This window comes from Patulibacter sp., from assembly GCF_030655195.1.
Lineage (GTDB): Bacteria > Actinomycetota > Thermoleophilia > Solirubrobacterales > Solirubrobacteraceae > Patulibacter.
On the sequence record NZ_JAURWA010000149.1, the window covers coordinates 13,041 to 31,850 of the forward strand.

Here is an 18,810-nt window from a genome sequence, read left to right on the forward strand (position 1 = left end):
TTCAGCGGCCCCGCGTCGCGCCCTTCCGACGCTTCAGCACGGCGGCAGACACCACGGGACGGCGATAGAGGGTGAAGACGTCGAGGTGCTCTGAGTTCTCGTCGTTCAGCGTCGACGCGAACGGGTGAACGATGGTCGTCTCACGGTTGGACCGCTTCGTCACCAGGACGGGGGCAGGACTATCCGGATCCTGGCAGCGCATCCCGAGATCATTGACGGCCACTCCGATAGCCGCTGCACGCAGGTTGGCCCACCTATCGGCCGAGAGCTCAGCATCAGAGAGGAGGTCCCACGTGTCCGCCGCCAGCCGCCAGTCGAGCAGCGGATGGAACCGTTGGTTCCCGAAGTCGCGAAGACACGCATAACAGGCGCTGTCACATACGGCGGCATGCTGATCCCACCGCGCCACCAGTTCGCCCATCCTCGTCCTCAGCTGATCGATCGCCTCGGGCGTCGAGAAGTAGGTCGAATAGCCCGCCCCGTTCTCGAGAGTGTCCGCGAGGTAGAGCTCGGGCTCGAGTCCGCGAACACCGCGTCGGTATCGAACGCCGCATCGCAGCTCGTCGGTGCTGATTGCCAGAACGAGTGCGGCCGCAGACCGCACTGCGAACGCCAGGCTCACCCAAGCAGCGCGACGGGCGGTGATGACGTCGCGTGCAGTTTCGATCAAGTGACCGAACGACTGCCCGTCGAGGTGGTCATCAGGCCCACTGATGAGCAGGACGTCGGTCATCTGCCGCGCCCCGAGCGCGACCGGGACGGTTCCTTCCCCGAACCCGACGTTCCAATCCTGCGAGTAAACGGACGCACGCCGCAGCCGGAACAAGGCGGAGGAGTTGTCGTTGATCGTGAACAACACTGCTCGAGCCGCCCGCACCTCGAGCAGTCCGAAATGCTGCGGATTCGACGCCGTGCCGACGTCTAGCGCCAACCGTGGGCTCATCGCACGCGAGACTCGCCGGACCACGCCCCGGTACGGATCGCCGGCGTCGCCCTCTTTCTTCCACGAATCCTTGCTCCGGAAGCCGCGGGGTGAGAGGACGTCGAAGCGACGGTAGTGCTCGTCGTCGGGCAGACCGCAGACGGCGCACTCCAGCGCGTCCTCCCGCTCGTCAACGTTGAGACACCGCTCGCACAGGCCGATCTCGCGGAGATCACCGGGGGGACCGGAGTCGACGCGTTCCTCGGCGCCCGCTGGTTCGACGTCATCGCGCTGATGCTCCTTGCGAACAGCTCCTGCTGTGATTCCGTCCGACACGAACACGCGCTTGTCGTAGACCACTTCGTTACCGGGAGCGAACTCCGTAACCGCGGAACTTAGATCTCTGTCGAGGGAGTGCGAAGGAGGCCATACTCCGCCGAACTTCGGTGTCGGCTGCGTCACGAGATGGCGTACCTGGCTCGGGAATCCAAACATCGGGAGTGCGCCGAGCTCCGCCATCCTCTGAGATAGCTCGTCCGCGGGAGCGCTCATCGCCACGACTCGATCGATTACATCTGGGAGGCCCTCGAGGACCTCGTCCGCGAGGGCCTCGGCCGACCAGCTCATACGTGTCTGGGCGAGAACGCGGCGTGCACAAAGCACGAGGTCCTCGCGCCCGTCGCGCAGAGCTCCAAGGACTCGTTCTCGCCGACGCGGCCAGGTCTCGACCGCACCGAAGTCACCGTGCACCGCCTGGATCCGGCCCTCCTCGCCGCTCTGCGACCGCAGGCGCCAGAACGCTTCGATCAGCGCGTGGTGGCGCACGAGGCGGGCCGCGATCTCTCGACGGTCGGACGCCAGGAAGGGTGCCGGCGGGCTCCCCGACACGAGCTCCGCTGGCCGGGCGGCGTAGTGCTGGTCGTGGGTCCGCGGCTGCGCGATGGTGAGCGCGAGTGAGACGCGGTCCCCGCGACGGCCGGCGCGGCCCACACGTTGCTGGTAATTGAACCGCCGCGGCGGGACGTTGGTGAGTACCACCCCACGGAGCCCGCCGATGTCGACGCCGGCCTCCATGGTCGTGGTCGCCGCCAGCACGTCGATGGTCCCCGCGAGCTCAGGTTCACCGCGCATGAGGACGCGCTGGAACGCGGCCTGACGCTGCACGGTGTCGGCGCGATCGGTCTGACCGGTTAGTTCCTCGATCCGCAGACGGATCGGCTCGACCTGCGCGGTCTCCTCCGCGCGACGGGCCCGGGCCGAGTCGTCCCACGGGGTGCCTTCCGTCGCCAGGCGACCGTGGCAGGTCGTGCACACGCCCATGCAGTGGTGAGCGTGGCGAGTTCCGCACCGGTCGCACCGCCACATCGAGTCATCGGCGGCGCGGATCGCCAAGTAGTCCGGACGCAACAGCCACTCCGAGCAGGGCGACTGCGCGCTCGCCAGGTATCGGCGCGCCCAGTTCTCCAGGGTCTCTCGGTCGACGTCCCAGCGCTCCGAGAGCGCTTTAAACCACATGCCGATCGGAGCGGGGATCGCATCCTCGACCGGTCGAGGCTCCCGTCGCCCAACGAGGAAGCGCCGCGAGCCAAGAATGCGGATAACACCCGCAGCCAATTGCGTCGTCTGAGCGTCGCTGAAGGCACCGAAGCGTTGCGGCGCACGAGCCGGAATGAGGTACCCCAGCCGCAGTGATTCGACATCGTGACCGGCGCCCCGCAATAGGCCCGACAGACACCGCATAGCGAGCAGCTCGACGGCCTTGGCGTGGACGTCTGCGTTGCGTGGCGTGGCGGGGGTCCGGTCCCACTCGTAGTTCGTCCACCAGTCCGTGAGCCGGTCCTCGCGGGACGCCTCCGAGCCACCGGGAAAGCGGCCGACCTGAAGCAACCGGTTCGCAGAGAAGGCCACGAGGTCCCGGAACGGCAGGTCCCCCTCAACGCGCCCCCGAACCGCCGCGACAAGGGCCGGAAGCGCCTCGTCTCCCGTGGCGTGGGCAACGATGATGGCGTTGACCTCTGGAACTTCGCGTCCGAGCGCACGAATCTCGGCCCGTTCCTCGGAAGTCACCTGTTCGTCGGCCGTCATCCGAAGCAGCGACTCGATGATCCGCCCCTGCCCACCCGCCGCGCCGAGTCGTTCGACGGTGACCTGGCGCACGAGGTCGTCCTCGTGCTGCATGTCGAACTCCGCCGCGAACCGCGCCGCGGTTTGCCGCGTGTCGGCAAACGCCACCAATGGATGGTGTTGGCCTCCGGGGTACAGCACCCGGGCGACCTCAGACGTCAACGCGCTGCCGAGCCCCGCGGCCGAGAGTCGCGGCCTCGAGAGCGGCGAGCCGAACCGCGCAGGGTCGTCGGCGGCGAGGGGCCGTCCGGCGTGGTCTCGCTGACGCTCGAAGTTCGAGTCGCACCGGGGGCAGCGCGTGGGGTTTGCCGGTACCGCCGCAGCACCTTCCCGTTGCTCGACAACGAACCTCCAGCCATCGCCTCCGATGGGTATCGGGCTGAGAAGACCGGATCCGGGCTGCACGTCGACGCGTTCCCAGCGCAGCTTCAATGTCTTGTTGCTGCGATCCCATGTGCTCGTCGCCGGTGCGGTCCCCCCGCTCGGCCAGAAGACGCGGTACGTCTTCGACGACGTCTCGAACGGGCTGCGATCCGGGACGCTCTCGAGGTCTGCGTCCTCGGGGAAGAGGTACTCGTACGCGGGGTCCTGCTCCGACGGCGCACGAAAGCCCCCGAGAAGTACCTCCCCGCACTGTCGGCACTGCAGGAGGTCCAGGCAGCGTGCCCCGCAGTCGCAGCGCAGCCGAGGTCCCGGAAACATCTTTCCGAAGTGTCGGTGCTCCGAGCGGAACTCCGATTCGAGCGCCGGGCACCGCGCGTCGAGGCACACCGACCACGCCCCAAGAGCTCGAGCGATCGTATGTGCACGGATCGGGAGTTCCTGGCCGTCGGGCGCGGTCCCGAGGACGTCGAGCGCGGTCCGTAGCAAGGCGGCGCCGTCGGCGGCATTACCGACGAGTCGGCGCTGGATATCGCTGATGTCGGTGGCCTGAGGAATGCCGTCCGTGGTGCACGCCGCCACCAAATGTTGTGCGAGGTCGTGCCGATCCAAGAGCCGGGCGGTGGAAACCTCGTGATCGGGATCGTCGCTGGCAACGCTCCGGAGATCGTTCAAAGCGTCGGTCGACAGTCCTGCGTCCCGTCCCGCGTCCTTCCCGGGTGCGCCACGGAAGATGGCGAACCGGTCGCCCGATTGCCCAGTCAGCTCGGACAGAAAGCGTCTTCCGTCCTGCACGTCGTCACCAAGCGACGCGGAAGCCCCAAGCACCCGCACCTGCGGGCTGTCGGAATCGACGCCCAGCCGGTGGAAGAGCCGACGAAGCAACAGACCGACTTCGGTTCCGGCGGTGCCCTGGTAGGTGTGTAGCTCGTCGAGGACCAGGTCCACGCGGTGCCCTGCCTCCGCAGCCAACCAGTCCCGCGTCCGATCGAAGATCGGTCGCTCGACGTCTCGACCGAGCATGATCGACAACATCGAGAAGTTCGTGATCAGCACATCGGGTGGGTGCGAGATCATGTCTTCGCGGAACACGAGCTCGGCACCGTCGTAGCGTGCGAGCCGGTCTCGGTAGTCAGGTCCTCCATTGCGCAGAAGGTCCTCCGTGGCCTCCACCCGCTGTTGCATCGCCCGCAGCCATGCCTTGCCCTGGTGCGCCATCCGCGGCGTTTGGCCCGTATAGCGCCCGAAATAGAACCGGTGCCCGCGACGTTCGCGGGTGGCCCAAGCGCGGGCCGCATCGCTGTCCAGCGTCCGTCGAAGGCGCACCAGCTGGTCCTCCACCAGGGCATTCATCGGATAGAGCACGAATGCCCGAACCGCAGCGGGCCGACCCGACTCGCCGGCGCGTTGTGGACGCAGGCCGCTACCCCTCGACGGGATGCCGCGCTCGGGGGCCGGCGTTCCGGTCCAGTCGCGAGAAGTGTCGACTAGATTGGCGAGCAACGGCAGCAGGAAGCTCTCGGTCTTGCCCGATCCGGTGCCAGCGGTCACCGCGACGGACTCACCGGCAGTGGCAGCCCTTAGCGCATCAAACTGATGCGTGTAGAGCTCATGCTCCCCCATGAGGGGCCCGGCCAACCCCGCGACCTCCGCCGGCAAATCGAGCTCACTGACCGCCTGCTGCAGAGTGCGGCCGCTCGACGCGAACCCGGTTTGCGGTTCGAGATGGAGCGGTACGAAAAGTCCAGCTTCGTCTAGCCGTGCACGCCGTTCGCGTTCGAGTTCGTCGAGGGCGAAGGGGAACGCCGATTCGATGCGGTTGACGTAGGTCCGCTCGAGGAGTTCGTGCAACGCGATCGGGTTGATCGTGCGGGCGGTCATTTGTCGCTGTCCTTCGGTTGAACGCTCACGGCGACGAGCTTTGTCTGGCCGATCTTCTCCGCCACCGCCCTAGCAAGCTCGGGAGGAATCGCCGGCCAGGCGATACCAATCTCAGGCGTCGCCTCCCGTGACGCGTTCACGGTCCTGAACCTGCAGAAGCCCGGGAGCTCCGCGCTCGCCATCGCCAGCGCCCGCTGGAGCAACGGTGGCAGCGGCCGATCCTGCTGGGTCACGACGAGCTCGTGTTCGACGTCGTAGTAGACGACCGCCATTCCGGGATAGGCCACGAACATGCCGTACTCGTCGATCGGGACGCGTCGCCAGATCCCGCCGCCCCGAACGTAGGTCAGCTGCCGTCCCCATCGCCTCATCCGCCAGAGCCCCGGCCGATCGTCCACGACCGACTCGACCCAACGGCGATGCTTGAGGTCGTACCGCTCGCCGCGGGTCATGCTCGGAGGGTCACAGGGCTCCGAGACGGTGTCAGGGCGGAACGACGGAAGGGTGGATGCCAGCCCAAGACCGGGCTCGCGACGAAGCGCGACACCAACCACATCGCACAGCTCGCGCATCGCGGCATCGGGACCGTTCAGGTGCCATGCGGTCGGGGCCTCTGGTGACGGCGGAACGTGCTCCAGCGTCAGCGACGACGATGCGACGTAGGTCTTGATCGCGCTCTCAATTCGTGGGGTTCGTGCGCCGAAGAGCGCCCACGTCCCGCCGAGCCCCGTGAGCTGCGCGAGAACGGGAGGCGCAGCGACCACGCGGCGACGGACGCGGTCAAACTCCACGTGCCCCAGGAGGAGGAACTGCCGAAGGGTCTCCTCGCCGTCCAGGCCCAGCACGCCGCAGACCTCGCGCCAACGGTTCAGCGGCACGTCTCCGATGCCGGAGAGCCAGCGCAGGACCCGATCCCCAGCGCTGTCTGTCCTTCCTGGAACGCGCGAGGGGTCGTTCGAACCGAGATCCGGCACGCCGCTGGGCTCCCGCTCGATGCAGCCGTCGGGCTGGCCCGGAAGTCCGCGGACCACCGTTGCCCGAAGCGACGCGAGCACTCGGCCAGCGGACGAGGCGCCGGGCTCGACCGCGCCTCGGGCGTCGACCGCGATGCACTCGCGGCGGCCTCGAAACCACACGCGCACACCCTGCTTCGCAGCGGGGGTCACCGGCACGACTGCGCCGTCGTCGACGAGGACTGCACATGTCGCCGTAAATAGCCAGCGGTCGTTCTGTGAGACCAGCACGCGGACCGCGCCGGCATCTGGACCTCCGGTACTTCCGATGTGCCTGCTCCCGAAGCTCGAGGTGCCGGTCACAGACGCCCACCCGCCGTTCGCGTCGAGACGACCGACGAGCGGCTCGTCGATCGTGATCCAGCGACCTCGAGGCTCAACCTCGGCCCAGAGTGCACCCGCGGGACCGTCGGACGACCTGGTTAGAGCCCAGGGCTTGTCCGGCGCACCGGAGATCTGCCACGACGACGTCGGCCACGACGTCCGGGCGCCGAGGAGCTCGAAACGCCCTAGTCGGACACCGGATCGGTCGAGCAAGTCGTAGATGCCGGGCTCGGCGGCCTCGGGGGCGAAGAGCCGCTCGGCACCGCCGGGTCGTACGGAAACCGTAGAGATGGGGGTAGTTTCGCCACGACGCGTTAGCGCGATCGTGGCCGCCTGGCCATCGTCGCGTTGCAACGCCACTCGTGGTGGGTCGTCAGCCAGCCATTGGTTTCGCCCCGATCGCGGAGCGGCAACGAGGGTGATGCGATCAGTAGGCGCGGCGGTTCCCGGTGCCGCAGCCGCATGACGGAGAGTCCCAGCGGGGATATCCCGCAGCACGACCCACGGTTCCGGAAGCTCCTCCGTCGCGTCTTCATCGACATGGTGTTCCAGCAGCTCGATGATCTCGGTGTCGGCGGTGAGCGCCCAGCACGTCTGGTCCTGCGGCGGGCGCGGAACCTGCATGAGCGCACCGCCGGCAGCTCGCGCGAACACGATGGGATCGCCCAGCAGCACCCGAACCGTCCGGTCTTCCGACATCCACTCGGGGGCTGGCACGGACTGCAGAATGTCTCCGGGGTCGAGATCACGCGGCCGCTCGGCGCCAGAAGTGAACGCCCGGAGTACCAGTCGCGGGAGCACGGCGAGCTGCACAGCTGCCGGAGTGACCCGCACCGTCGGGCTCGGCCGCCGGCGCAGCTGAGGGGCAACCCGAACGTCGCGGGCATCGCGACGGGCGCGCGCGATCGCAGCGAGGACCACCGTCGTGAGCTTCTCGTCAACGATCGCCGCCCGCGCAGCCGCCAGGAACTCGTGGCGAGGCGAGGCCCGTAGATGCTCAAGCAGCTCACGATCACGCGGGTACCGCTCGAAATGACGACGCAGAGCAACGCGGTCGTCCGGCCGAAAGACCACCTGCGAAATCGGAATTCCTGCCCAGCGCGGGTATGGCCGGGTCGGGACCTCAAGCCGACCTCGACGTCCCTCGAGGTCGATCCGGGTCCAGCGCGCTACCGCCTGGAACACCGACTCGATCGCTGCCGGACGCAAGAGCTCCTTCGTAGGAACCGACTGCCATCCCAGAAGGTCACGGAAGAGCCGACCGTAGTAGTTCGAAGCACGGGCTTCCTCGTCGCGGTGCATCGTGCTCGCCGCGAGGACGAGGAGGCAGCAGAACCCGAAGAAGGCCGGCGGTCCGCTCTGCGTGACATCACGTCCGGTGAAACGTGCTGCCTGTGAGCCGAGGTCGGCGAACCCGCGCTGCCTCAGGCGCTCCTCACCGACGATCGCGTCGACGAAGTCTTCAGCAGCACGCGATTCCGGGACGCCGATGAGGGTCCCTGCCGTCCGCACGTCCGCTTCGTCGCAAGACAGCAGCACGGGCTGGTTGGCCGCCCGATCCAGTGGCAACACCACCTCTAGAAGTGCCTCGTTCCACGCCTGGCGCCGCTGCCACCGATCGACGGGCGCTGTCGTTGCCGGGGTGGTCATCGCGCACCCTGGCCGCGACTACAGCGTCGGGTTTGACACCCGCTACGGCGACCACACGGTCGTGCGCACGGGAGCCCTACGGCCGAAGTGGAGACGCTCGGAAGTCTTGAGGATGCGCAGGTTCGCCCGTCAGCAAACGGAGTAGTGCCGCGCCAACCGCTCAAGGGAGCGGGCACGGTGACGGGAAACAGACCTCGCACACGAACGGGACCGATTTCTCGAACTTACCTGGGGGTCGGGGGTTGACGCCAGTCCTAAGTCACGGAATGTCGTGACTCCGTCCCATTCCGGCTCTGACCACATCGCGGGCTGATGCGGACCGCCGGTGTTGGAGCGCGTCCGACGGATTACTTCACCCCGCGAAAGCACCGAGGGGTTCTGGGTGTTGGAGTACTCCGCGGTACACCGCGTCTGCCGCTACGGCCTCGGCAATGCACCGAGCAAGAGGTGGCGGCACCGCGTTTCCGATCTGTCGGCCTACCTGAGACATCGCCATGTGCTCAGGGAAGTCGAAGTCGTCGGGAAATCCCATCAACAACGCGCCCTCCCGGACCGTGATCGGTCGGTCCTGTTCGGGGTGCAGATAGCGGCCCTTCTCCGGCTTGTAGAACTCGGTGCGGATCGTCGGCGCCGGCCGGTTCCAGTCCATCCGGCCGAAGACGTCTGTGGTGCCGGTCGTCTTTCTGCGCCAGCACGAGGGCACGAGGTCTTCCAAACCTTCGGCGTCCAGCGAGCGCTGCATGTCGAACCGATTGCCATTCATCGGGACGTGCCTGTACCTGAGTCGGGACACCGCGGTCGGGTTGCGTGCGCGGTGCCAGTGCGCTCCATCCGGTTCCGGAGCCAGGCCGCCGATCGCGTCCCGAACTGTCAGCCAATGCGGCAGGTCCACGAAGAGACTTCCGGGTTCGGCGTGCGTTGGCGCCGGAAGTGCCACGGCACCGTGAAGGCTCCCGATCACGATTGCTCGGCGACGAGCCTGCGGGACCCCATAATCGGCGGCGAGCAGCACGTCCTCGGTGATCGTCCACCCGGCTTTCGTGGCCTCCGCTTTGAACGTCTCAAACTCCGGTGAGGTGAGGAGCTGTCGAACGTTCTCCATCACGAAATACTGGGCGCCAGTGGCCCGCAGCGCTCGGGCGTACTCTTGCCACAGCCTGCGACGGTGGTCGCCCTCGCGGTTGCGGTTCAGTGACGAGAATCCCTGACACGGAGGGCCACCGATGACTACGTCGGCGCTCTCAAAATCCTCGTCCGGAATCTCGCGGATGTCCCTGACATCTACGTGGTCCCCAAGATTGACGGCGTAAGTCTCGGCGGCATACGGATCGAGCTCGACCGCCATCACGGGGTCGAAAAGGCGGTCGGGGGCCGCGCCGAGGCGTGACTGCCGAAAGCCTTTGGTCATTCCGCCGCAGCCTGCGAATACGTCGACTAGCCGCAGCACGGATCTGACTCTAAGCGGCCGCTCGGCGGAAAGGGGCCGCCGCCCCGGCGTTGCTCCAGACGAGCGGCTGACCCCTCGCAGCGCTCAGAGCCTCTTTGATGCTCCCGCTTGTGGGTTCGCCGCAGACAAGGTCGAGTGACCAACGCCGCCGCCGTACTAAGCCAACAAGTCCAATTGCCCTTCAACCGAGGCCATTCGCGGGTCTGTGGGAGCAGCATAGGCGACAGCCACGATTGCCAGGCCCTTGTGACCCCACGCCTGCTGCAACGCACAATCTCCGGACGAGTTCCTAGTGAAGGCAGTTCGAAGGGCGCAGCTGTCTAGGGTGTGCTTTCACATTGCCCCTGTCCAGGCATTTCACGTTCCAGACCCTCTGAATTGGGGCGGCGACGGCCGCGGCTTCGACGCTGCCGAGGCGTTGTTGGACTGCTACGAGCCGCCGGCGGCCTTCGGCGACGGCTCACCGGCCGTCTGAGGGCTGCGGAGACGCCCGGAACGACGAAGACCGGCCTAGCGGGCCGGTCGCGGGTACTGCGGGGCCGCCCTCGTGGAGGGCGGGGTCGTCAGGGTGGTGGGGGCTAGGCGGCTATGGCAGCCGGGGCGTCGCGGAATGCTGTCCGCTTACGTCGAGGCTGTCGCTCGTGGATTGCCTGGCCGGGCGGCGCGAGGCCACCTTCGACTGCGGCGCCGATCGCGTGGTCGGCGAGGCCCGTCATGAGGATCTCGAAGAGGACCTTGCGGCCGGAGGTGAGATGGCAGCGGTAGTCGGTGATCTTCCAGCGGTTGCGCAGCTGCGACATGACGGCTTCACCGCTGACCCACCGGCGGGTGCCGTACGCGCGGCCAAGGGCGGAATTCAACGTCAGCGGGTTGCCGTAGCGCAGAGCGGGCTCGCGGTCCGGCGTGGTCAGCCAAAGGATTCCGTTGTCGGCGGCCCACCACTGGCCGACGGTCAGGGTGACGGATCCGCAGGGCTGCAGCAGGCCGTTGCCGCGGCAGACACCGGTGACGCCGATGTGCGGGCCGTTGTGGTCGACGCTGATGCGCTGGGTGACGTCTCCGTGGCCGCAGGTGCAGTACAGCTCGCAGCGGCCGTCCATCTTCCAGTTTGGGTAGCCGTGGATGTCCCACTGACGGACGTTGCCCTTGCGGATCTCCTTCGGATTCTTGGGGGAGGTCTCCATGATCGAGGGGACGTAGCCCTTGTCCTGGATGGCCTTGCGCAGGGGATCGGAGGAGAACCCGGAGTCGGCGACTAGGGCGCCAGCAAGGCCGGACCGCCGCGTGACCTCGGTACGGGCGGTGAAGTCGTCGGAGGTGACGAGCGCTCGGGCGAGCGTCTTCTCGTCGTCGTTTCCGTTGCGGCCGACTTGGACGCCGATGATGTCGCCGCGGGCCGTAGAGGCGATGATCGCTCGCCACCCATCGCCGGCCTTGGACTCCTACGGGGTCTTGGTCGGGTCGTCCTCTTTGGCCCCTTTGCCCATGTAGCCAGCGTCGAGCGCGGTCGGGCGCCGGCGGCCCCGCATCCGCCCGGTCACGTGGTCATAGGACTGCGACCGGACTTCGTACATCGTGCGGGGGTTCCCGGGGGCGTCGGGGATCTGCCGTTCGATGACGACGTCGAACTTACCTCGGCGATGCTTCTTGAACGTCTTCTCGCTGAGGAGGATCGGCGCGCGGCGCGCGGTGCGGACCGCGACGCCGTCGACGTACAGGAGCCGCATGGCCTCTCGGAAGGATTCCGACTGCGCGCTGCGGTCTTCGACCATCGCGGTCATCGTGGCCTGGAGCGCGTTGATCGCAGCCTCCTCCATAAAGCGATCCCGGTGCCGGGACAGCGTCGCTTCCAAGGGGACCTTGTCCATAAGCCGCTGCCGGCGGCAGTACCGGTTGATGACGGGGTCTTCGCGGACGTCGGTGAACCGGCGGTGTTCTGAGGCGTCGTGGGCGTTGACGAGGTCGCCGAACCCGAGGAACTCGCGGGCCGTTGCGCCGCGGTCGCTGGTCAGCAGATCGCGGGCGGCAGCGATCGACGGCAGGCACGCCATCACGCGGTAGACGAACACGCCTTCGAGCTGCTCGGCGGAGTACCGCCGCCGTGGTCCGCGCTTGCCGGTGGGCCGGACGTCGAGACCGTCCAGCAGGGGTTTCTTGACCCGTTGCCACGCCGACGAGGTCATGATCGTTTCCACCAGCCAGCCGACATCCGGGGAGCCAGCGAACTGCGCGTTGCCGGAGCCAAACTCATCGTTGGTCGGCACAGCGGGCAGCGCGGTCGGGATCCGCTCGCGTCGATCCTTCGGCGCGCGCCGCCCCGGAGCCGACACCCGCTTGTGCAGCGTCTCATGGAACGGCAGCTCCGCTTCCAGCTCCTGCAGCTCACGCTCTTCGCGTTAGTCCTTGGTCTCCCTGACCTCGACCGGCTCGGCCTTCGCGCGAGACTTCTGGGTCTTCGCCGCCGGCGTCTTCGCGCGGGGCTTATTCGCGGCGGCCTTTGTGGCGGCAGCCGGCGTCTTCGACGCGGCCGCAGGCGTCGTCTTCGGCGCCGCGGGGGCGGCACCAGACGGGGCCGGAGGCGTCTTCGCGGACGCGTCAGCGGCCACGATCTTCGGCGCGTCTCGACGGCACAGGACGGCCGGGCCGCGTGCCTGCCGGTCAGGCACGACGCGGAGACGCTTTACGCGTCGTCGCCGTCCGGTGTTGCCCCGGGGCCGTGTCGGTGTCGTCTTCGGCTGCGATCAGTTGGACGACCTCTCCGGAGCCGGTCGACAGGTAGAGGATTTCGGTCGTGTCGTCGACGTTCGCCGGGGCGATTCGAGCGCGAAGTTCCGCTTGACGGTTGGCGATCGACTTGTCCCGATGGCGCCAGCTGCCTTTCAGCTCGACGGTGCTCAGCTGCTCGGTGAGCGCGAGGGCTGTCGCGTCGGCGCTGTCCAGCAGCTTGCCTTCGGCGCCGAGGAACTTCTGCAGTGCTGTGTACGGATTGTCCGGACCGGAGAGTGCGGATGAAGCGGCGTCCGCGACGAGCGCTTTGCGTTTCAGTGCGCTGGCGGACCGTGCGAGGTGTAGCTCGCGAACGAAATGATCGGTGTCTTTGGTCTTGCCGCCGAGGGCGACTTCGAGCTGCCGGTAGTCGACTTTGCCGTCCTCGTCCTGCAGGTCAGCGATGACATCGCGGTGGTTGTCGAGGAACTGCTTGGACCGGTGGAACTCGTCGTCGACGCTCTTCAGCGCCAGCTCCATGTGGGGCTCGCGGCCGTCGAGCATCAAGCTGATCACCCGTGACAGCTGCGCGTCCGCCGAGCGTTGATCCGCGATCCGGGCGGCGTAGTGGCGCTCTTCCTGACGGCCGAGCGCCGCTTCGAGTCGCCGTTGATGTGCGACCTGCTCGCGTTGCGCCAGGTGATCCATCGCCATGACCGTTCCGGCGACGGCCAACACCGGCCACCCTGCAGCGACGGCGCCGCCGGCCGCGACCGGCTTGAGGACAGCGTGCGTTGTCTTGTTGTTGGTTCGCGAGAAGCCTCGGTACCCGGAAGTCCCTGCGGCTTTCGCGAGCTTCGCGCCTTTCGGCAGCACCACGCGGTACAGCGTCGGACTCTTCGGGTTCAACGCCTTGACGATGTCCGCCGCCGCCTGCTGCGCCGAGGAGTTCACGACGGGAACCTTCCGGTACTTCGCGATCTCCGCGTCGGTCACCGGGAAGTACTGCACCGCGACAGGGACAGCGGCAGCCTCCAGGGCGTCCCAGATTTCCTCGGACGTCGAACCGGCCGCCGGAGCGGCGCCGTCGGGCACGAGAAGCCCCGCCGAGGGGAACTGAGGGCGACGTTCGATCTCGACCGAGCGCGCCGAGGTCTCCTTAGACGGTGGGTCGGTGCGCCGGCGGGCCAGCTGCCAGAGAACAAGCGCGACAGCCGCCACCACGACCACCGCGAACAGGGCGGGGACCATGGCCGGCAGGCTAGTTCACCGGGAGGCGACCAAGCTGATCCGCGCTCGCGGCGAGGAGCACGCACCGCTCAGCCAGACGGTGAAGTTCTTCGGCGGGTGGACGCGTAGTAAGGAGGCGCCGACGCTCAGCGGGAATGTGACGCCGCGTCGCATCCGGGCTCGCTTCAACGAACGGCGCATACGCAAGATCTGGAAGTACACCGAGGAGACGCTCGCGCACTGGATGGAGAAGGCCGTTGCGGAGTACGGCCGGCCGCCGCAGGTCGCGGAGTACGACTGGTGGCGTCAGCGAGAACTGGCGCTCGCGAAGCCAAAAGGTGATGTGACGCTGCATATCCCGTCCCCGCAGCCCTTCCGGAAGCGATGGCGTACCTGGCCGGAGGCGCTGCTTGCACTCGGGTACGACCCCGAGGCGATCGACAGCCGCCTGGAGCGCGGCGTCAACACCACAGCCGGCGAGCGCGACGTCGTACGGCGGGCGCCGCGGGGCCGCTGATGGCCGGCGACGAGGACGAGAACGACAACTTCGGGCGGGAGTTCGAGGTGTCGCGGGACGAGCCGCCGGCCAACGCGTGGGCCGCGGACGCTCGCGACAGCCTGCGGGAGGCCCAACGGCTGCTCGCGCGAGCGCGAGAGGAAATCACCGTCGGTGAACTGTTAGCGCTCCGCGCGGACCTGCCGCGACTGGCCGCAGACGCCAAGATCGTCGCGGACGCGGTGACCGCGGAAGCCCAGGCGCTCGACGCCGCTGTGCGCCGCACGCTCTGACGAACCCGATGGGCGGCTGCAGCGTCAGAAGCGTGACGCCGAGGGCGATCATGGCGAGGCAGACGGCGAGGGCGAGGACCAATGTGCGCTTGCGTTCCGTGGACATGCCTCGACCGTAGGGCGGGGCCACCGGATGCACGCCTCAATCTGTCGAGAGGGACGGCACTACGCTGGGCCGATGACAGCGACCTTCTCTGACGGTGGGCAAGCGAGCTTCGCGGAAGCGGTGGCCCAGATGGAGCCTCTGCTCGTCGATCTCCAGGCCGCTCCGGCGTTCCCGTTCCTGTCGCATCCCGAGGTACCGCGGGCCCGTGGCATCTACCTGTTCAGCGAGCACGGGGCACCGGCCTACGTCGGGCAGACCAGGAACCTCCGCAGCCGGCTACGACAGCAAACAGGCGAGAAGAGCACTCACTTCAGCGCGTCATTCGCGTATCGCATCGCCGAGGCCGACGCTGCTGCGTCGGGGATGGACGTCAAGCGCACCCGGGCGGCCCTGAGCAGTGACCCAGCGTTCGCCGAGCTGTTCACGGCGACGCGATCGAGGGTGCACGACATGGACGTGCAGTTCATCGAAGTCGACGACCCGATCGTCCGGACCATGTTCGAGATGTACGTCGCTCTGACGCTCAACACCGTCGAGTACAACTCGTTCGAGACGCACTGACGCCCTCCGCGGGCGGTCGCAGGGGCTTAGGTCGCGTCCTCCAGCATCGCGCGCACCTTCCGCAGCGTGCCGTCGTCTGCTCGGCTGAGAAGCAGGACGACGCGTCCGATCTCGGCGGCGCGACCTCCGTCGGGGCTCGGCTCGTCAGCATCGGGCGGACCATCGAGTGCTTTGCGTCGGGCTTCGCGGATCCGGCTGGTGAATTTCGCCACGTGCGGGTCGCCGGTGAGCGGATCGCGAACAATGAGATCGCGCCGGTAGCCGTCGTAGGTGATCTGCTCCACCTCGCCGTCCGCGCCGTAGACGTCGAGCACGTTTCGCATCTGCCCGAGCGCAGGCGCGCGCTTCCCCACTTCCAGCAGGCGAAGGTACTCAGTGCTGATCCCGAGTTGAACTGCTGCGTCGGAGCGAGACAGTCCAGCGTTCAACCGAAGATCTTCGAGGAGCTTTCCGAGGTGGACGTTGTCCGGTTGACCAGGACCCACGATCCACTTGTCCGGCCACGGATCTTCGTCCGAGACGTCGTCTCGCAGATGCCGAACGCTGTCGCTCACGCTCCGCACTCTACGTGCACCAACTACTCGCGTCTAGTCGCTTGACCGGGGAGTAGTTGTGTTGCATCATCGCTCTATGAGCTATCGAGATGAGCAGATGGATACAGCCGCGTACCGGAGCGACGGAGGTGACGATCGCAGCGTGCCCGAGCACCCGCACGGCATCGACAACCGGGACGGGATCGAGGCGCTGCCGCACGTCGGGCCCGTCGTCGGAGGTGCGCGTCGGGCGTGCAGCTCGCTGACCGTTCAGGAGACGGATTCGCGAACGCGGCGGGCCGTCAAGAACACGTTCCGCGCGGGCGCGGTGGGTGGGATCGTGGTCACGGGCGCGAGTTTCAGCGCCGGGGTTGCCCTGGCGATCGTCCAGTGAGTCGGCCGAGCGGGGCGGCCGGCAGAGTTCGGCCACCCGATCCCGCCGGGCGTCACTCGGGGTAGTAGTCGTCATCGACGATCTATCCGGGGAACGCGGCGCCACGCGACCCGGTTGCGGGCGCGCGACATGGACGTGCAGTTCATCGAGGTCGACGATCCGATCGTCCGGACGATGTTCGAGATGTTCGCCGCTCTGACGCTCAACACCGTCGAGCACAACTCGTTCGAGACGCACTGACCGCCCCGCCCGCCGAGGGCCGCTGCGGCGCTTCGCTTGTGGCCCTGTCCGAGCGACCGCGGTAGCGTCGGGACGTGCCCGTCCCTATCTGCAGCAAGACCACGCCCGCCGAGACGATCTCCTCGCTGGAGGACTGGCAGAGGCTGGCGTCGACACCCGGCAAGTGGGCGGCCGGCTACAGCGCGATGGAACTCGCGCGCCTGTGGCTGACCGACGCCGGCCCCGCCACCACGGCCGAAGCACTCCGCGGCGCCTTCGACGGCCTGACCATCGAGTGCGGTCAGGCAGAGGCTCAGGTGTCTTTCGACCGGCACCCCGGCGGCGTCCGCAACCACGACGTTCTCGCCCACGGACGAACGGCGGACGGCGCGGTCGTCGTCGGCATCGAGGGGAAGGTCAACGAGACACTCGACGAGACAGTCGACGAGAAGTACGCGAAGGCCAAGGCCACACGCGATGCCGGCAAGAACACGAACCTGGACACCCGCGTTGACGAGCTACTCGCCGGAATCTTCGGGCGCGGCATCGCCGAAGATCCCACCCTTGGCGCGCTCCGGTACCAGCTCCTCAGCGCGGTCGCCGGCACTGTCGCCGCCGCCGATGACAACACCATCGGCGCGGCGGTGGTCGTGCACCTCATCAGCACCCCGCAGGCGAAGCCCGAGAAGTTCGCCGACACACGCGCCGCGGTCGACGCCTTCGCCGCCGCGCTCGGTTGCCCGCAGGAGGGACCGCTTGTCGGTCCGTTCGTCGTCGACACCACCGTCCTCAAAGGACCGGCCAACTTGCCGTGCTGGCTGACGGTGGCGGAGACGGCACCCGTCTGACGCCAACCCGGTCAAGTAGAGGCGGGTAAGGAACCGGCCGAACGCGACGAACGGCAGCACGTGCCGTCCACCCCGTCCAAGCGCGCCCCCGAGGACACCGCGCTGGCGGGTGTCCTCGCGCTCCCGATCGCTGGTCAGCTGACGGTCTTCGCCGCGCTCGCTGAACACCTCAGCGGTCACCTACCGCGGGACCCGCCGCGGGTGTCGCGCGCGCTGCGGCAGAAGGAAGCCGTGGACTGTCTGCGGCAAGCGGCCGCGCACCTCAAGCTGCCGGACGGCGAGGCCCCCACAGCAGCGCAGTACGACACGGTCCAGAAGAAGCTCGGCCTTCCGATGACAGTCGCAGCCATCAAGAAGGCGTTCGACCGATGGAGGTTCGCCACCATCGTCGCTAGCGGCACTGAGACGTCCAACAGCGTTCTGCTCCACCACGTCCGCGGCACCCAGCAGCAGGGCGACAGGCTCAAAGACGAAGCCGTCCTGGACGACGTCCGGGAATGGCTGTCGGAGAAGACGGCCACCCAGAACGAGTCCACGAACCGGTACCGAATCTGGGCCAAGGAGACGAAGGCCGAACGCGACGACCTGATCGGGAAGGCGAGGACGCATCAGGCATCCCGGCGGCGCCCCACTCGTTCTCGTCGCTTCGGAGCCATCTACGAGCCGACTGGGACTTCACGCTCACGGCGGCGAAGGGCGACATGACCGCAGCCGAAGCTCACGAGCGGACGCTGCAGCGCATCGAGAAGACCGAAGAGTTCGTGACGATCACCAGAATGGCGTGGCTCTTCTCCCGGACGATCAACGACACGCAGAAGCTGACGGCCCGGCCAGACTTCCCGCCATACACCTGCACTATCGGCGGCACCCGCCAGTGGGCCGTTGAAGACGTCGTCGCCTATCGCGACGGGAAGAAGCTGCCGCACCCGAAGGCGAAGGCTGGCTATCTCGAAAAGCAGGTTCTTGGCGCGAAGGAGATGTGCGCCTTCGCGGGCGTCACGTACCAGCACCTCCGGAACTTGATCAACACCGACCGCGTGTATCCGGATGGCATGAGCGGCGGCGACTCGTACTGGTGGAAACGCAACGCCAAGACCGCCCTGACGCGGCCGTACAAGATTGCGAACCAAAGACCGCAGTAGTTAAGGGCCGACAGCAGCCCGCGCACGGCGAGCAGAAAATAGTGAGGCCGATCCAAGGCTCGACGGCCTCGACGAAAAGCCCGGTTCTCGCGGGTGATCCGGGGCCGTCGGAAAAGTGAAAGCGCACCCTGTCTAACCCGCGCCCACGGCGGAAGCGACGCGGTCGGCAGCGATCAGCCCTTCGTGCTCCCACACGCGGATGACGGTCCAGCCAGCGTCGACGAGGCGCTTGTCGGTGTCGCGGTCGCGGGCCTGATTGCCCTCGATCTTGGCGCGCCACCACTCCGCGTTGTTCTTCGGCCATGTGCCGTGGATCGGGCAACCGTGCCAGAAGCACCCGTCGACATAGACAGCGACCTTCTTGCGTGGAAAGACGAGGTCGGCGCGTCGGCGCATCTTCGGAAGCGGGGCACGGTCGACAAAAAACCGAAGGCCGCGGCGGTGCAGCTCCGACCGCAGGAGGAGCTCGGGTTTCGTGTCTCGCCGCTTCACCGCCTGCATCCGGCGACGAGTCCCAGCGTCTTTCGGGGTCGGCACGTG

Annotated in this window: 15 protein-coding genes; 7 read left to right on the forward strand and 8 right to left on the reverse strand. The window is 67.5% G+C overall.

Annotated features, from left to right (window positions below; all coding sequences use genetic code 11):
- Position 1: 1 nt before the first annotated feature.
- The 6 genes from Q7T67_RS16780 to Q7T67_RS16805 all read right to left on the reverse strand — a co-directional run bounded on the left by Q7T67_RS16780 (position 2) and on the right by Q7T67_RS16805 (position 13,699).
- Positions 2–5,308, reverse strand: coding sequence for a DEAD/DEAH box helicase (locus Q7T67_RS16780; RefSeq protein ID WP_304792288.1), 5,307 nt, complete (start codon positions 5,306–5,308; stop codon positions 2–4).
- Complete coding sequence (locus tag Q7T67_RS16785) at positions 5,305–8,295, reverse strand: hypothetical protein (protein WP_304792292.1); 2,991 nt, start codon at positions 8,293–8,295, stop codon at positions 5,305–5,307. The genes Q7T67_RS16780 and Q7T67_RS16785 overlap by 4 nt, the downstream gene beginning before the upstream one ends.
- 352 nt (positions 8,296–8,647) lie before the next feature.
- Entirely contained in the window at positions 8,648–9,742 is a 1,095-nt protein-coding gene (locus Q7T67_RS16790; protein ID WP_304792295.1) for a DNA cytosine methyltransferase, read from the reverse strand.
- 578 nt (positions 9,743–10,320) lie between these two features.
- Positions 10,321–10,926: a hypothetical protein gene (locus Q7T67_RS16795; protein WP_304792298.1), complete on the reverse strand. Its 606-nt coding sequence runs from the start codon at positions 10,924–10,926 to the stop codon at positions 10,321–10,323.
- Positions 10,927–11,184: 258 nt separating this feature from the next.
- Positions 11,185–12,072 carry a hypothetical protein gene (locus Q7T67_RS16800; RefSeq protein WP_304792300.1) on the reverse strand — a complete coding sequence of 296 codons (888 nt, stop codon included), beginning with the start codon at positions 12,070–12,072 and terminating at the stop codon, positions 11,185–11,187.
- A 328-nt stretch (positions 12,073–12,400) separates the two neighbouring features.
- The gene (locus Q7T67_RS16805; RefSeq protein WP_304792303.1) at positions 12,401–13,699 is read right to left on the reverse strand and encodes a hypothetical protein; all 1,299 of its coding nucleotides are present in this window, start codon (positions 13,697–13,699) and stop codon (positions 12,401–12,403) included.
- Between Q7T67_RS16805 and Q7T67_RS16810 the strand changes: the two genes are divergently transcribed.
- The 3 genes from Q7T67_RS16810 to Q7T67_RS16820 all read left to right on the forward strand — a co-directional run bounded on the left by Q7T67_RS16810 (position 13,698) and on the right by Q7T67_RS16820 (position 15,134).
- Entirely contained in the window at positions 13,698–14,195 is a 498-nt protein-coding gene (locus tag Q7T67_RS16810; protein ID WP_304792306.1) for a hypothetical protein, read from the forward strand. The genes Q7T67_RS16805 and Q7T67_RS16810 overlap by 2 nt on opposite strands.
- Positions 14,195–14,467, forward strand: a complete 273-nt coding sequence (locus tag Q7T67_RS16815) for a hypothetical protein (protein ID WP_304792310.1) — start codon at positions 14,195–14,197, stop codon at positions 14,465–14,467. The genes Q7T67_RS16810 and Q7T67_RS16815 overlap by 1 nt, the downstream gene beginning before the upstream one ends.
- A 178-nt stretch (positions 14,468–14,645) precedes the next feature.
- A complete protein-coding gene (locus Q7T67_RS16820; protein ID WP_304792313.1) occupies positions 14,646–15,134 on the forward strand; it encodes a hypothetical protein in 489 nt (162 codons plus the stop codon).
- Positions 15,135–15,160: 26 nt separating this feature from the next.
- Here the strand turns inward: Q7T67_RS16820 and Q7T67_RS16825 are convergent, their stop codons facing one another.
- Complete coding sequence (locus tag Q7T67_RS16825) at positions 15,161–15,688, reverse strand: helix-turn-helix transcriptional regulator (RefSeq protein WP_304792316.1); 528 nt, start codon at positions 15,686–15,688, stop codon at positions 15,161–15,163.
- Between the two features lie 76 nt (positions 15,689–15,764).
- On the opposite strand from Q7T67_RS16825, the gene Q7T67_RS16830 reads away from it, so the two are divergent.
- The 4 genes from Q7T67_RS16830 to Q7T67_RS16845 all read left to right on the forward strand — a co-directional run bounded on the left by Q7T67_RS16830 (position 15,765) and on the right by Q7T67_RS16845 (position 18,270).
- Complete coding sequence (locus Q7T67_RS16830) at positions 15,765–16,061, forward strand: hypothetical protein (protein WP_304792319.1); 297 nt, start codon at positions 15,765–15,767, stop codon at positions 16,059–16,061.
- A gap of 314 nt (positions 16,062–16,375) precedes the next feature.
- Positions 16,376–17,128 carry a hypothetical protein gene (locus Q7T67_RS16835; RefSeq protein ID WP_304792322.1) on the forward strand — a complete coding sequence of 251 codons (753 nt, stop codon included), beginning with the start codon at positions 16,376–16,378 and terminating at the stop codon, positions 17,126–17,128.
- A 60-nt stretch (positions 17,129–17,188) separates the two neighbouring features.
- Positions 17,189–17,833, forward strand: a complete 645-nt coding sequence (locus Q7T67_RS16840; protein ID WP_304792325.1) for a hypothetical protein — start codon at positions 17,189–17,191, stop codon at positions 17,831–17,833.
- On the forward strand, positions 17,830–18,270 hold the full coding sequence (locus Q7T67_RS16845) for a hypothetical protein (protein WP_304792328.1): 441 nt from the start codon (positions 17,830–17,832) through the stop codon (positions 18,268–18,270). Before Q7T67_RS16840 ends, Q7T67_RS16845 begins: the two co-directional genes overlap by 4 nt.
- A gap of 132 nt (positions 18,271–18,402) precedes the next feature.
- On the opposite strand, the gene Q7T67_RS16850 is transcribed toward Q7T67_RS16845, so the two are convergent.
- The gene (locus Q7T67_RS16850) at positions 18,403–18,807 is read right to left on the reverse strand and encodes a very short patch repair endonuclease (protein WP_304792331.1); all 405 of its coding nucleotides are present in this window, start codon (positions 18,805–18,807) and stop codon (positions 18,403–18,405) included.
- Between the last annotated feature and the right edge of the window lie 3 nt (positions 18,808–18,810).

What these genes read in the sequence shown, in the direction of transcription:
- Q7T67_RS16820 (WP_304792313.1), top strand. Translation starts at nt 14,646, where the DNA reads ATGACAGCGACCTTCTCTGACGGTGGGCAAGCGAGCTTCGCGGAAGCG.
- Q7T67_RS16785 (WP_304792292.1), bottom strand. Translation starts at nt 8,295, where the DNA reads ATGACCACCCCGGCAACGACAGCGCCCGTCGATCGGTGGCAGCGGCGC.
- Q7T67_RS16795 (WP_304792298.1), bottom strand. Translation starts at nt 10,926, where the DNA reads ATGGAGACCTCCCCCAAGAATCCGAAGGAGATCCGCAAGGGCAACGTC.
- Q7T67_RS16780 (WP_304792288.1), bottom strand. Translation starts at nt 5,308, where the DNA reads ATGACCGCCCGCACGATCAACCCGATCGCGTTGCACGAACTCCTCGAG.
- Q7T67_RS16830 (WP_304792319.1), top strand. Translation starts at nt 15,765, where the DNA reads ATGAGCTATCGAGATGAGCAGATGGATACAGCCGCGTACCGGAGCGAC.
- Q7T67_RS16805 (WP_304792303.1), bottom strand. Translation starts at nt 13,699, where the DNA reads ATGGTCCCCGCCCTGTTCGCGGTGGTCGTGGTGGCGGCTGTCGCGCTT.
- Q7T67_RS16810 (WP_304792306.1), top strand. Translation starts at nt 13,698, where the DNA reads ATGGCCGGCAGGCTAGTTCACCGGGAGGCGACCAAGCTGATCCGCGCT.
- Q7T67_RS16845 (WP_304792328.1), top strand. Translation starts at nt 17,830, where the DNA reads ATGACCGCAGCCGAAGCTCACGAGCGGACGCTGCAGCGCATCGAGAAG.
- Q7T67_RS16815 (WP_304792310.1), top strand. Translation starts at nt 14,195, where the DNA reads ATGGCCGGCGACGAGGACGAGAACGACAACTTCGGGCGGGAGTTCGAG.